This window comes from Marinactinospora thermotolerans DSM 45154 (assembly GCF_900167435.1).
Lineage (GTDB): Bacteria > Actinomycetota > Actinomycetes > Streptosporangiales > Streptosporangiaceae > Marinactinospora > Marinactinospora thermotolerans.
On the sequence record NZ_FUWS01000014.1, the window covers coordinates 102,225 to 116,354 of the forward strand.

11 protein-coding genes and 1 pseudogene are annotated in these 14,130 nt (G+C 72.5%); 1 reads left to right on the forward strand and 11 read right to left on the reverse strand.

Going from position 1 to position 14,130, the window contains the following annotated elements; translation table 11 throughout:
• The first annotated feature begins 34 nt into the window (after nt 1-34).
• A complete protein-coding gene (locus B5D66_RS22055; RefSeq protein WP_078763719.1) occupies nt 35-871 on the forward strand; it encodes a class I SAM-dependent methyltransferase in 837 nt (278 codons plus the stop codon).
• Nucleotides 872-894: 23 nt separating this feature from the next.
• Here B5D66_RS22055 and B5D66_RS22060 read toward each other — a convergent pair whose 3' ends face one another.
• The 11 genes and pseudogenes from B5D66_RS22060 to B5D66_RS22110 all read right to left on the reverse strand — a co-directional run.
• Nucleotides 895-2,448, reverse strand: a complete 1,554-nt coding sequence (locus B5D66_RS22060; protein ID WP_078763720.1) for a fused response regulator/phosphatase — start codon at nt 2,446-2,448, stop codon at nt 895-897.
• A gap of 15 nt (nt 2,449-2,463) precedes the next feature.
• A complete protein-coding gene (locus tag B5D66_RS22065; RefSeq protein WP_078763721.1) occupies nt 2,464-3,615 on the reverse strand; it encodes an ATP-binding response regulator in 1,152 nt (383 codons plus the stop codon).
• Nucleotides 3,616-3,921: 306 nt separating this feature from the next.
• Nucleotides 3,922-4,944, reverse strand: a complete 1,023-nt coding sequence (locus B5D66_RS22070; RefSeq protein ID WP_235001159.1) for an ATP-binding SpoIIE family protein phosphatase — start codon at nt 4,942-4,944, stop codon at nt 3,922-3,924.
• Nucleotides 4,941-5,360, reverse strand: coding sequence for an ATP-binding protein (locus B5D66_RS22075; RefSeq protein WP_078763723.1), 420 nt, complete (start codon nt 5,358-5,360; stop codon nt 4,941-4,943). The genes B5D66_RS22070 and B5D66_RS22075 overlap by 4 nt, the downstream gene beginning before the upstream one ends.
• Nucleotides 5,357-5,746: an STAS domain-containing protein gene (locus B5D66_RS22080; RefSeq protein ID WP_078763724.1), complete on the reverse strand. Its 390-nt coding sequence runs from the start codon at nt 5,744-5,746 to the stop codon at nt 5,357-5,359. The genes B5D66_RS22075 and B5D66_RS22080 overlap by 4 nt, the downstream gene beginning before the upstream one ends.
• Nucleotides 5,746-6,597, reverse strand: a complete 852-nt coding sequence (locus tag B5D66_RS22085; protein WP_235001160.1) for an STAS domain-containing protein — start codon at nt 6,595-6,597, stop codon at nt 5,746-5,748. The genes B5D66_RS22080 and B5D66_RS22085 overlap by 1 nt, the downstream gene beginning before the upstream one ends.
• Before the next feature lie 194 nt (nt 6,598-6,791).
• Nucleotides 6,792-8,423 carry a glycosyltransferase family 2 protein gene (locus B5D66_RS22090; protein WP_144390257.1) on the reverse strand — a complete coding sequence of 544 codons (1,632 nt, stop codon included), beginning with the start codon at nt 8,421-8,423 and terminating at the stop codon, nt 6,792-6,794.
• 549 nt (nt 8,424-8,972) lie between these two features.
• On the reverse strand, nt 8,973-10,433 hold the full coding sequence (locus tag B5D66_RS22095; protein WP_078763737.1) for an aminotransferase class I/II-fold pyridoxal phosphate-dependent enzyme: 1,461 nt from the start codon (nt 10,431-10,433) through the stop codon (nt 8,973-8,975).
• A 454-nt stretch (nt 10,434-10,887) separates the two neighbouring features.
• The gene (locus tag B5D66_RS22100; RefSeq protein ID WP_078763725.1) at nt 10,888-11,934 is read right to left on the reverse strand and encodes a permease; all 1,047 of its coding nucleotides are present in this window, start codon (nt 11,932-11,934) and stop codon (nt 10,888-10,890) included.
• 90 nt (nt 11,935-12,024) lie between these two features.
• A complete protein-coding gene (locus B5D66_RS22105; protein ID WP_078763726.1) occupies nt 12,025-13,578 on the reverse strand; it encodes an aldehyde dehydrogenase family protein in 1,554 nt (517 codons plus the stop codon).
• A gap of 17 nt (nt 13,579-13,595) precedes the next feature.
• Nucleotides 13,596-14,130: pseudogene (locus B5D66_RS22110) on the reverse strand (succinate--CoA ligase subunit alpha); the annotation flags it as partial.

The window sequence follows — 14,130 nt, forward strand, 5'->3', positions numbered from 1 at the left end:
CGTTAGGGTCGGGCCGACGAGAGGACCGATCCACATGACCACTCCCGCCTGGACCCCCGAGCCCCCCGCCGCCGAGCCGGCCGAGGTGCGCCGCCGCCACGCCGCCAACCGGGTCGCCTGGAACGAGGCCGCGCAACGCTACAGCGAGGGGCTGCCCGAGGCCATCGCCGAGCTGCGTGCCGGACGGTCGTCGGTCCACCCCGTCGAACGCGCCGCGCTGGGCGATCTCGCCCCGTGGTGCCGGCGCGCGATCCACCTGCAGTGCGCGTCGGGGCGCGACACCCTGTCGCTGCTGCTGGAGGGGGCGCAGGAGGTCGTCGGGGTGGACATCTCCGAGGTCCAGGTGGCCAACGCGCGGGCCACGGCCGCCGCGATCGGCGCGCCCGCCCGGTTCCATCACTGTGATGTGCTGGACACCCCGCACTCGCTGGACGGCACCGCCGACCTCGTCTACACGGGACGCGGCGCGCTGTGCTGGATCCACGATCTGGCCGCGTGGGCGCACGTCGTCGCCCGGTTGCTGCGCCCCGGCGGGGTGGTGTCGGTGTTCGACGACCATCCCGCGGGATGGCTGTTCGACCAGGACGCGGCCGAGCCCGTCGCCTCCGGCGTCGACTACTTCGGTCACGCTGAGAGCAACGTCGGCTGGCCGACGACCTACATCGGCGAACTCGACGTGCCGCCCTCGACCAAGCATGAACGGCTGTGGCCGATCGGCGATGTCGTGCAGGCGCTGATCGACGCGGGGCTGACCATCACCCGTCTGGAGGAGCGCCCCGACGAGTACTGGACCGTCTTTCCCGCCATGCCCGAGGAGCTCCGCCGCAGGATACCGATGACCTTCCTGCTGCACGCGCGCCGGCCCGCCTGAGAGCGGCCGGGCCCGCGCCCCTCCTAATCGCGGAAGCGGGCGATGACCAGCGCGCTGTCGTCCTCCCTGCGCCCGAAGTGTCCCAGCACGCGGTCGCCGAACGCCTCCAGGTCCTCCCCCATGGACCTGGCCAGGCGGCCGAGGGCGTCGAGGTTGTCGTCGATGGGGACGGAACGGTCCTCGACCAGCCCGTCGGTGACCAGGAGCACCGCGCCGCCCGGCGGCAGCACGTGGGTCTCCTCGCGCGCCCGGTCCACCGGCGTGCCCAGGAGGACCCCGCCGGTGCCCGCGTAGGCGGCGGCCCCGTCGCCGACGAGCAGGGGCGGGATGTGGCCGGCGTTGGCGATCTCGATCCGTCGCGTCGCCGGATCGACCAGCACCAGGCACACCGTCGCGGTCTGGTCGGGGTAGTAGCGCGACAGCACCCGGTTGAGCCGGCTCAAGACGACGCCGGGGCGCTGGTCGTCGAGCACGCAGGCGCGCAGCGCGTGCCGCAGCTCGGCCATGACCGTGGCGGCGTACAGGGAGTGGCCCTGCACGTCGCCGATCGCGATGAGCAGGCGGTCCTCCAGCCACAGGACCTCGTAGAAGTCACCGCCGATCTCGACCTGGTCGTCGGCCGGCTCGTAGCGCACGGCGAGGTCCATTCCGGGGACCTGGGGCAGCCTGCGGGGCAGGAAGCTGTGCTGCAGGGTCAGCGCGATGGCGCGTTCCTCCAGGTAGGAGTGCAGGGTTCCGGCCGCGAGCGCGAGCGCCTCGGCGAGCTGGTGCATGACGTCCAGCTCGTCGGCGCCGCGTCCCGGCGTTCCCACCGCCACGCAGACCCGTACCCGCCCCTCCCCGCCGTGGGCGATCGCGGCCTGCACCGGGCCGGGGAGGCGGGCGCCGGCGCTCACCGCGGCCCACTGTTGCGCGGAGAATCTGACCAGACCGGTGGCGCCGCCCGCGATCCCGTCGAACAACGCCGTGGCGTCACACTCGAAGGAGGCGGTGCTGGAGCCGCCGCCCGGGCGCGCGCCGACGACCCGGCCGTCGGGCGCCTCCAGGACGACGGCCACCTGGCCGAAGATCTCCCCCGCGGCGTTCACCGCGGTCGCGGTGAGCTCCTCGAAGGACCTGGCCGTGTTCATGGCCAGCGTGGTCCGGGTGAGCAGGGTGAGCAGCCCCGCCTTGTTCTCCGCCTTCAGCCGCGCCCGCGAATAGCGCAGGGCGGCGTCGACCGTGGCGAGGAACTCCTCCGGTTCGATCGGGTCGGTCATGTAGACGTCGGCGCCCCTGGACAGTCCGTGGGCCCGGTCGGCGACGCTGATCGCCGAGGCCGAGACCTGGAGGACGGGAAGCGCGGCGGTCGCCGGATCGGCCTTGATCCGCTCGCACACCTCGAACCCGCTCATGTCGGGCAACCGGACGTCCAGGACCACCAGGTCGATCTCGCGCTCGGCGAGCTCCCGCAACGCCTCTCCCCCGCTACTCGCCTCCAAGACGGTATGCCCGCTGCGGCGCAGCCAAGTGGAGTACACGTAGCGTTTGGTCAGGGTGTCGTCCACCACCAGCACGGTGGCCGGTGCCTCGCTCATCCTCTGCTCCTCGTGTCAACTGCCGCCCGTCGTCGCCTTCGACAAGGCGTCGGCGAGCGCCGCCCGGGACAGGTCGGTTGCGTCCACGACCGCTCGCACCGCCCCGCCGCCGGCGAGTTGCGCCGTCGGCAGGGAGGCCGGGGCGATGAGCACGACCGGGACACGGCCGCCCCCGTGTCGGCGCTCCAGCGCGCGCAGCACCAGACGGCTCCCGGTGGCCGGCTCGTGCAGGCGCAGGACGACGGCGTCGGGAGGGGCCAGGCGGATACGGCGCAGGGCCGCGTCGTCGTCCTCGGCCTCCTCCACCTCTTGGGCGGTCCCTTCCACCAGCTCCCGTAGGAGCGTGCGCGAGGCGGGGTCGTCGTCGACGAGGAGAACCCGTCGGACCAGGCCCGTGGGCGCGGCCTCGGGAAGGGGCGCCCGCGTCGCGGGCAGCCGGAGGCGTACCCGGGTGCCCTCCCCCGGGGTGCTGGTGAGGGACAGGTCGCCACCGAGCAGCCCGGCCAGCCGCCTGGCGTAGGCGAGGCCCAGCCCGGTGCCGCGCGCCCGATCGCCCTCGCCGGGCCGGCACGGGGCCTGGAAGAACTCCTCGAAGACCCGTTCCTGGTACTCGGCGGGGATCCCCACCCCGGTGTCGCAGACGGTGAAGACCAGCTCCTCCTCCCCTTCCGGCTCCACGGTGAGGCGGACCTCGCCCCGCTCGGTGAACTTCACCCCGTTGGACAGCAGGTTGCGCAGGATCCGCTCGAGCATCCGCTCGTCGGTGACGAAGAACCGCGGGGCCGCGTCCAGGTCCACCACCAGGCCGATCCCGGCCTCCTCGGCCAGCGGGCGCAGCCCCGCCCGCAGGTGCTGGAGGAAGGACGGGAGCTCCACGGTGGTGAGGACCGGTTCCATCCGCCCGGATTCGGCCTTGGCGTGGTCGAGGAGCTCGTTGACGAGCCCGAGGAGGGTCCGCGCCGAGTCGCGGATGAGCTCGACCTGGTAGCGCTGTTCGGCCGAGAGGGGCTCGGCCGCGGGATCCGCCAGCAGACCGGTCAGACCGATGACCGAGTTGAGGGGGGTGCGCAGCTCGTGGCTCACCCCCGCCCAGAACCGGTCCTTGGCCTCGCCGACCTCGCGGAGCTGGGCGGACTTCTCGTCCAGTTCCGCGTACAGGGCGACCACCCCCCCCGGTTGGTCTCCTCCAGCTCCTGGGAGAGCTCGTTGTAGAGCGTGCGAGCCTCATGGAGGGCCGCCTCCAGCTCGGCGTTGGCCCTGCGCAGCTCGTCCCGCTGTCGGCGGGCCTCCTCCAGCTCGGCCTCCCGGGCCCTGCCGTCCCCTCCCACGCCGAGGCGGGACAGGCCGGCACGCACCATCGCCCCGATCCCGGGGCGCCGTGTGCCGTTGTCTCGTCCGCTCACCGTGCCGTTTCCGTCCCTTCCACACCACCGTCCCGGCTCCCGCAGGCCCCACGCGGCTCCCCGTCGGGGCTCACATGTCCGGCTTCAGCACGAGAACGCACGAGTCGTCGCGGCGGATCCCCGCGTCGCGTAACAGGGTGGCGGCGATCACCAGGGGACTGTGCCTTCCCAGGCCGGCCGGGATGCCGGTGATCCTGCGGGAACTGAGCCCGTCGGAGTGCAGGACGACGGTCGAGTCCTGCGGCAGCTCGTAGGTGAACTCGCGCAGCGATCGGGCCTGGTGTCCGACGATACCCGGGATGGAGACCATGCTCTGCCAGCCCTCCGACGCCGCGACCCACCCCGAGATGTTGCCGAGGCCGGCGTAGGCGACAGACCGGGCGTCAAGGTCGATCCGGACGATTCCGGCGGCCCCGCCTCGCGTGGACCCGATGGCACGGTGGACGTCACCGAGCAGGCCCCTCGGTGTCGTCTCGTCGGACGCCTGGAACACCTCCAGGGCCGTGCGGGTCGCCAAGGCGGCGGCAGGGCCGTGGCCCAGACCATCGAAGACGACCGCCGTGAGGTGACCGTCACGTTCCTCGATGAGGTAGCCGTCACCGCAGACGGTCTCGCCGGAGATCGGGCGGGCCAGCCCGTCGGCCTGCCTCCGGAGGCGTCCGTCCTCCTTCGCGGTGAAGGCCGCGGCCAGGACCGTTCCGTGGCCGGGGCGGGAGTGGACGTCGAGTTCGTCGGCCATCCGGCCGATGGCCCCGAAACCGATGCCCAGCGTCCCGGTGGTGGAGTGGCCGTCGCGGCGGGACAGGTCGACACTGGCCATCCCCGGACCGCTGTCCACGGCGAGCAGGTCGATCACCGTCGGTCCCGCGTCACGGACACGCAGCATGAGGACACCGTTCTCGGCGTGCTTGGCCAGATTCGAGGCGGCCTCGCTCACCGCGATGGCGACCTCGGCGGCGCGGTGTTCGCCGAGACCGGCCCGTTCGGCGAGTGTCCCGGCGGTTCTGCGCGCGGCCCCGACACTGCTCTCGTGGTCGATCGGGATCCACACGGCGCCGTCACCGGCCGGGCCCTGACTCGGGGAGGAGGTCACCTCGCCCACTTGGTCACGACCACTTTGGTCCCTTTGCCCACCTCGGTGAGGAGGTCGAACTCGTCGACCAGGCGCCGGGCGCCCCCCAGCCCCAGGCCGAGACCGTTTCCGCTGGTCCACCCGTCGGTGAGCGCCGTCTCCGGGTCGGGGATCCCGGGCCCTTGATCGCTGAAGGCGACCCGGACGCCGCTGCGCCGCTCCTGGACGAGCGTCTCGACCTGAGCCTTGCCACCGCCCCCGTGGACGAGGGTGTTACGGGCGAGTTCGCTGGCCGCGGTCACCAGTTTCGTCTGGTCGACCAGTGACAGACGGGCGGCGATGGCCGCCGACCTGACCACCTGGCGGACCCGGACCACATCGGCGTTGGAGGCGATGGCGACCTCCTCGCCGACGGCCGGGGCCCTGCCGGCGATCATGCCTCCGCCCGTTTCCCGCTGGCCGGGTCCGTCCCCGCCGCCGACAGCAGTCTCATCCCCTTCTCCAGGTCCAGCGCCGTACGGATGCCGTCGAGGGTCAGTCCGAGCTCGACCAGGGTGATGGCGACGGCCGGCTGCATGCCGACCACGACCGTCTCGGCGTCGAGCATCCGGGAGATCCCCGCGATCGTGGACAGCATGCGCCCGATGAAGGAGTCCACGAACTCCACCGCGGTGATGTCGATGATGACCCCACGCGCGCCGGTGGCGACGATGCGCTCCGACAGGTCCTCCTGGAGGGCCATGACCGCCTGGTCGTCGAGGTCGACCTGGATGGAGACGAGCAGGATGTGGCCGACCTTGAGGATGGGCACCCGGGTGGTCATCACTGGGTCTCCTCCGGCAAGCGGACGATCTCGACGCCGCTGCGGCGCAGGGCGTAGGCGAGCGCGTCGGCGAGGGACGCCTTGGTCACGATGTCGCTGAACTCGATGCCGAGCGTGACGATCGTGTGGGCGATCTGCGGCCTGATGCCGGAGATGACGCACTCGGCGCCCATGAGCCGCGCCGCGGCGACCGTCTTGATCAGGTGCTGGGCGACCTGGGTGTCCACGGCGGAGACCCCGGTGATGTCGATCACGGCGTACTCGGAGCCGGTCTCGACCAGGGTCTGGAGCATCTTCTCCATGACCACCTGGGTGCGGGCGGAGTCGAGGGTGCCCACGAGCGGAACCGCGACGACCCCCTCCCAGAGCTTGACCACGGGCGTGGACAGCTCCAGCAGCTGCTCGGCCTGGTCGATGATGACCTGTTCGCGGGCGTTGACGTAACTGTCGTAGGTGATCAGGGCGAGCTCGTCGACGAACCGGGAGAAGCCGAAGAAACGCTCCAGCGTCTCGTAGGCCGGGGCAGGGCCCAGCAGGGCGCGGACGACGTCCTTGATCGCGAACACGCTCGTCGCGGTCTCCGACGGGCGGAAGTCCTGCCGGGCACGCCGCCGCGACAGCTCCTCCAGCAGGGCGCGGAGCTCACCCGTCGTGGTCTCGTCGGCTCCCTCGTCCATCGCCGCGATCATGGCCTGGAGGAGTTCGGCGAGATCCTCGCGGATCTCCTCGGGTTCCAGGCTCCCGCGCAGGCACAGCGCCACCTCCCTGCTCCAGTCGTCCAGGAGCCGCTGCTTGTTCTCCCTGAGCAGACCGGCGATCTCGGGGTCGGCGAAGGTCGGGGGATGCGTCACGGTACTCGTCTCTCAACTACCGGCGGGTATGGGACGGCCCAGACGGGCGCGTCGGCCTCCTCGACGGGACGCGCGGCTCTCGGGCCACTCCGGGCGTGCCGTTGTTCGACAGCGCCAAGAGCCCAAAAGGGCCGAAACCATGGAACGGTCCATGGCACCCTAGCAGCCACCGCCGGCCCTCTTCCCGTCCCCCGTCAGACCGCCGTGGGACGCAGAAGACGGACGCAGGCGCGAACGGCGCGTAGCGGTGGGCGCAGGAACGGGACCGCCCGGTGCAACCGCCAGTAGGTCAGACTGGCCCGCCCACGCCCCACCCGCGCCTGCCGCTTCCCCGCACGCGGTGGTCCGGGGATGCGACCGGCCACGGATCCGGGCTCACGGCGGGGCCACACCGGGCTTTGCAGCTGCTCGACCGGCAGGCCGGGAAGCTCGACCATGTCCTCGACCTCGCCCTGGACCCGGCAGCGGCCATGGACCTGGGAGATGACCCTGGCCAGGTCCTCCCCTGGCGCGCGGACGCGCAACGCCCGGACCAGGGCCCGGGTGCGCCACAGTCGCAGGACGGGTCCGTCCGGGCGGTCCGCGCAGGCCAGCTCGGTCAGACCGGCGCGGGCGCGATCGGCCCGCTCGATGAGGCGGGAGACGGTGTCGCGCCCCACCCCCCGCGTGACGGGCACGTCCAGCAGATAGGGCGAGGGAAAGCCGGTGCGCGGTCTGCTCGTGCTGAAGGAGACCCGGGGGTCACCGAGGTAGTTGGCCTGGATCAACCGCAATTCCAGACGCGGACCCGCGGTTCCGGCGCGCTGGCCGGCACACCCGTCCCAATCGGCCACGAGGGTGACGGTGAGATCGCTCTCGGCGCAGTTCAGCAACCGGTCCACGCAGGCCCGCACCACCTCGTAGCGGGCTCCGGCGACGTCGACGACCGCGCGGACGAGCGGGACGCGGGCGGCGCCGGCGGTGTTGGGGGAACGGTCACGGTGGGAACGCGGATGGGGCATGTAGGCGGCCAGCACATCGGCGCGGAACCGCAGGGAGGGTACGCGCGCCCGGGTCACGGTGGCCGGTCCCAGGTGGCGTCCCGTGGCCTGGCGCTCGGGCACGAACACGGCACCCGCCTGCCACAGCCGGTAGCCGAACTCGGTGTCCTGTCCGAGGGTGAGCGCGGGGTCGAGTCCGCCCGCGGCCTCGTACAACGAGCGGCGCAGGGCGACGTTGGATCCGATGTGGGTGAGGAAGCCGAGGTGGTCGGGGTCGCGCAGGTCGTCGCTGCTGGCCAGCAGGCGTTCCACCCATTCGTGTCCGTGCTCGCCGGGCACCACCTCGGCGAGACGACCGGTGCGCGCCAGCACCGCGATGTCGGCGGGGTCGGTGGGGTGGGACGCGGCGAAGCGGACGCCGCCGAGCGTGACGCACTCGGGATGCAGATGGTGCCAGCGGGCGTGCGCCTCGATGTGGCGGGGGTCGACGATCATGTCGGGGTCGAGCCAGCAGATGATCTCGCCGGAGGTGATGTGGGCGCCGTAGGCGCGGGCGTGCCCCCCACCCCAGCCCGCGGCGGGGGCGGGTTCGATCCGGCAGGAGCGCGGGCGGATCAACGGCAGTCGCAGCGGGGGGACGGAGTGGTCGTCGACCACGACGACCTCGAACAGGCGGTCGGGATAGGTCTGGGCGGCGAGCGCGGCGAGGACCAGGTCCAGGCGCCGCTGGTCGCCGCAGGCGGCGATGACGACGCTGACGGTGAGACGTGGGGTCCATGCGCCGAGCTCGGGGGGTGTCAGCACGCTCCAGTCGTTGCGGAAGACCCGGGTCGTGGCGCGTTCCATTCGGCCACGGTGAGAGACCCCGTCAATCAGTGACTCTGCGTATGTAAATGACTGCACAGAGTCACTATAAACGACCGTGTGCCGCACTGGACGAGAACGTCCGGGGGGAGACACGCGGCCCGTCACGGCCCGGGGAACGGGGTGGCGAGGGGAATGCACGGCCCCGGCCCGTGTCCCTCGGAGGAGGACACGGGCCGGGGCCTCAAGGGGCACCACCCCGGCCGTCCTCCACGGTGGCGCCCACGGCCGCCCCCGCTGCCCGTGGCACGACGGGGCCGACGCCGGTGACGGCGTTCTCCTTACGAGCCGCCCTCACGACGTGTCCGACGTTAGCGCCTCTCACCGACACTCCGGCCCCCGTGGACGTAACGGAGGGGGTACCGACACGGCCGTCCGCGCGCGATGCCAGACGTCGAGCCACTGCGGGTGTCCCGCCCTCGGCGACCGATCGGGCGGGGGCCCAACGGGACGATCCCCGCGGCTGCGCCGCCCGCGCGCCTGAACGGCGCGGCCTCGCCCCGGGCCGATGCCGCGCCGGCGTGGTGGACGTTACTCCGCGACCACCCGCAGCGTCTCCATCGTGGAATCGACCGCGTCGGGCAGCACCATTCCGGCCGGCGGACCGCTGGCCAGGTAGTCCAGCACCTCCGCGGTGATGCGTTCCCCCGGCGCGATCACGGGGGCGCCCGGCGGATAGGGGCTGATGATCTCCGCGGCGACCCGGCCCACCGCCTTCGCCCGGGGGACCTGTTCGGCCGGACCGAAGAAGGCGTCGCGGGGCAGCATCACCGTCTCCAGTTCCAGCGCGCCGGAGGGCGGGAGGTGAACCGGGGACGGAGGGGCCATGTCGCGGGACTCCTCGGCCAACGCGGTCACGGCGTCGAGCAGGGCCGTGATCGTGGTGTCGTCGTCGGCGTGGGTGATCTGCGCGGCGAACCTGCGGTGGTCGGCCAGCCCCACGTTGACGTGGTGGCGCGCGTGCAGGTGGTCGGCCGCCTGGTAACCGCTGATCCCCAGTCCGGAGACGTCCACGACGACCTTGAGCGGGTCGAGGTCGGCGGCCCCGCCCGGACGGACCACCTCCAGCCCCATCACGTCGAGGCCGGGCAGGTCGGCGATCCGCTCGCGGACCCGTTGGGCCCGGGTCAGCGCGGCGTCGAGCAGCTCCTCGCCGCGTTCCACCATCTGCCGGCGCCAACCGTCCAACGCCGCGTAGACCAGGACGGAGGCGCTCGTGGTGCCCAGCAGGTCCTCGCGCATCTTGAGCACCGCCGGATCGACCCGGTTGCCGCGCAGGTGGAACACCGAGCTCTGCTCGATCGCGCCGCCCATCTTGTGGACGCTCGTCACGACGAGGTCGGCTCCGGCGTAGACGCCCCACGCGGGCAGGCTGGAGTGGAAGGGAAGGTGGGCGCCCCACGCCTCGTCGACGATCAGCGGCACACCGTGGGAGTGGCACACCAACGCGACCCCGGCGATGTCGGCGCAGGTGCCGTAATCGGTGGGGGTGACCAGCAGCATCCCCTTGGCGTCGGGGTGGGCCTCCAGGGCGCGGCGCACGTCCTGCGGTTCGGGCGGATGGACCAGGTGGAGGTCCTCGTCGAAGTGGGGGTGCACCCACACCGGTTCGACGCCGTTGATGATGACCGCGGCGATCACCGACTTGTGGGCGTTGCGCGATACCAGCAGCTTCTCGCCCGGCCCCGCGACGGCCAGCATCGCGCTTTTGACCGACAGGGAACTGCCGCAGGTGGAGAAGAAGGTGTGGGTGGCCCCCACGGCATCGGCCATGAGGTCCTGGGCGGCGGCCAGCACCCCCTTGCTCATGGCGCGGTCGTCCAGCGCGTTCATCGACAGGATGTCGGAGGCGAACACCGAGTCGCCCATGACGGCGCGGACACGCTCGTCGATCCCACGGCCCTGTTTGTGCCCTGGCGGATTGAACGACACGTCGCCACGTCGTTTGAAGTCCTCCAGCGCCTCCAGCACGGGGGCTCGCGAATGGTCCACCGTCGCCTCCTCCTTCTCCCGGATCGCCGGCACCGCGCCGGTTTTCGCCTCCGGCCGCTACCCGGCAGGTATCGGGGAAAACTCCTCCCTCGCCTGGCGGCTCCGTTCGGGGAGACGGTGGGACGCCGCGGGAGGAGGGAGGACGGGCGCGTCCACCGGGCGGCTCACCACCCCTGCGCGTTGGCGGCGGGGGCGCGAACTCGCCGGAGTGTCATCCTCGCCGTAGCCGGCCTCGACCGGGCGAAGGGGGTCTCGGGCTCCGCGGTTCATGGACTCGCCGGATGTCCGGCGTCCGCCCGCCCTGGCGGATGCCGTCCGCGGGGCGCTCGTCGACACGGGCCGGGCGATGACGCGGGGCACGCTCTTCCTCGATCTGCACCGGGGCCGGCCCGGCGCGGAGGGGTCCGGACCGGCCACGATGCGCTCACCACGACAATATCGAACGAGACAATATTCATTGTACAAGCCCGGCATCCAGCACCGCCAGCACGCCCCCCACGGTAAGTCCGACGAGAACGGCCGCGCAGGACGACACCGCCAGGACACGCGGCGCCACCGCGCCCCGCAACGGCAGGAGCGTGGGCAGCCCGGCCAGGGGCAGGGTCACCAGGAGCGCTCCCGCCGCCCCGACGGCGCCCGACGCCGCCATTCCCACCACGATCGGCACCTCCCCTCCCAACGGGACCACGAGCAGCACCCCGGCCACCGCGGCCACCGCGATCCCGGCCACCACCCAGCCCTGCCACGGCACCGCCCCCAGCCAGGTCCGCGCGATTCCGGTCGCGAGCAGGAGGATCAGATAGTCCGGCAGGAGAGTACGCGCCATGCCCGCCAGCGCGCGGCCGAACGCGCGGACGGCCCCGCCCGCGTCCGCCCCGGGGGCGCGCCGGGCCGGCGGGGGGAGCCGAAGCGGACCCCGCCCAACGCGGTCGCGCAGGCACCCGGCGACGAAGATGACGAGGAGGACCCCGGCGGCCACCCGCGCCGCCACCCACGGCCACGGCAGCACCGACGCCAACAGCGCCAGGGCCGCCGGGTTGAGCAGCGGTCCCACCGTCCAGAAGGCGACCGTCCCGGCCAGTGGCGCGCCCCGGCGACGCAGCGCGAGCGCCACCGGAGTGGTCCCCGAGACGCACAGCAGCGAGCCGGCGCCCAGCGCGGCTCCGGCCAGGGCGGCGCGCAGTGGGCGGGAGCCGTCGCCCAGCGCCGCGACCGCGGCCCGGCGCGGCAGGAAGGCCTCCAGGGCCGCTCCCACGACCAATCCCGCCAGCAGCAACGGCCACACCCGCCCGAGGAGATCGACGGCGTGGCCCAGACCGGCCATGAGGTCGGGACCACCGGCCTCGGTCAGCTCCCCCGCTCCCCCGTGCCCTCCTCCGAACCACCACAGGGCCCAGGCCGACGGTGCCACGCCCAACAGCGCGAGCAACGCGATCCGCGGCCGCCCCCGGTCCTCGGAGGCGACGGTGGCGGAGGAGGGACTGGGGGGAGGTGTCCACATGGCAACCGTTCTCCGGTCGTGTCCGAGTGCCGACTGACGGGGAGCGCGGGCTCGGGGAGGAACCGCGCTCCCCGAGACCCGGGAGGCGGCTCAGCCCACCGCGAGCCCCGCGGGACGCAGGGTGTAGTCGGGGAAGTTGCCGGGCAGGCGCTCATCGGGCGGCCCGACGGTCACCGCGTGGACGAGGAGGCGGCCACCGACGAAGGCCCCCCGCCAGGAACCGCCCCAGCCCCCGAACAGCTCGGCGCGGTCGCCCCGCGAACGGGGCCGGTTCACGCCGACCTTGAAGGCACGCACCTGGGCCGCGAGTCGGATGGCGGTCGACTCCTCGTCGCAGGAGACCGTCCCGACCAGGGCACCGTTGCTCGCGTTCATCGCGGCGAGGAGCTCGGCCTCGGTGTCGACGAGGACGATGGTGTCGACCGGCCCGAAGGGTTCGGCGTGGAACAACGGGGAGGCGCGCGGCGGTTCCAGGAGCGTGACCGGCGCGAGGTAGGCGTCGGTGTCGCCTCCCGTGGGGAAACGGCCCTGGTCGAGCGTTCCCCGATAGAGCGGGATCGCCCCCTTGGCGACCGCGTCGTCGACCAGGCCGGCCAGGTCCTTGGCCTTGGCCGCGCTGATGAGCGGCCCGAAGTCGAGATCGGGGTAGTCGTCGCCGGGACGCTCCACCGCGAGGGGGTCGCCGAAACGCACCGAGGTGACGGCCGGCAGGTAGGCGGCGAGGAAGCGGTCGAACAGGCAGCGTTGGACGACGAAGCGCGGGTAGGCGGTACAGCGCTGCTTGGCGTAGTCGAACGTCGCGCGGACCTGGGCGCCGAAGGTCTCCCAGTCGGAGAACTCCCACACCCCCCAGCAGTTGAGTCCCTCCTGTTCGAGGATGTGCCGTTTGCCCAGGTCCGCGAGCGCGGTGGCCACCTGCCCTCCGGCGTCGCGTCCCCCCACGAACGACACGCACCCGATCCGGGGGGAGCGCACGAGCACCGGCGACAGTTCCCGGCCCCCACCGCTGAGCAGGGTCAGCGGCAGCCCCTCCCGGACCGCCAGGGCGACGGCCAGCGTCAGGCAGCACAGCCCTCCGTCGGTGGGCGTCTTGGCGATGACGGCGTTGCCGGCCAGCGCCTGGACGCACATCGCGTGGGCGAGCACGCTCATCGGGTAGTTCCAGCTCGCGATGTTGGAGACGGGACCGGGCAGGGCCTCGCGTCCGGCGAGCATGTCCTCGACCTCGTCGAGGTACCACTCGACCCCCGAGATCGCGCGGTCGACGTCCTGACAGGCCAGGCGCCATGGTTTGCCGATCTCCCACACCAGGAGCAGGGCGAGCAGGTCGCGGTGTTCCCGCCAGGAGGCGAGCGTGGCGCGGACCTTCGACCTGCGTTCGCGCAGCGGTCTGCGCCGCCAGGACTCGTGGGCGTCGGCCGCCGCGGCGACGGCCCGCTCGGCGGTGGCCGCGTCGAGCATCGGGGGGCCGGCGATCTCGCGTCCGTCCACGGGCGAGAACGCGGGCCGTGGCACGCCGTCGGCGTGCCAGCGACCGCCCCAGTGGTTGTGGACGCGATCGGCGCCGAACGCCTCGGGGGCGGCGGAGCGGCAACGGCCGTAGACGGAGTCCCAGGAGGTACCGGGCTTGTGAAGGGGTGACATGGCGGTCTCCTGCCGGTTCAGTAGAGGGCGCGGGCCAGCCGCGCGGCCTCGCTGGGGGTGGTGCCGACCTTGACGCCGGCGGCCTCCAGGGCCTCCTTCTTCGCCGCGGCCGTGCCGGAGGACCCCGACACGATCGCCCCGGCATGCCCCATCGTCTTGCCCTCCGGCGCGGTGAACCCGGCCACGTAGCCCACCACCGGCTTGGTCACATTGGCCTTGATGAACTCCGCCGCACGCTCCTCGGCGTCCCCACCGATCTCACCGATCATCACGATCGCGTCAGTGTCGGGGTCGGCCTCGAACGCCGCCAGCGCATCGATGTGCGTGGTCCCGATGATCGGGTCCCCACCGATCCCCACACACGTGGAGAAACCAATGTCACGCAGCTCATACATCATCTGATAGGTCAACGTGCCCGACTTCGACACCAACCCGATCCGCCCCGGCTTGGTGATATCAGCCGGAATGATGCCCGCGTTGGACTGCCCCGGCGTGATCAACCCCGGACAGTTGGGACCGATGATCCGCGTGACATTGCCCTTGGCCACCGCA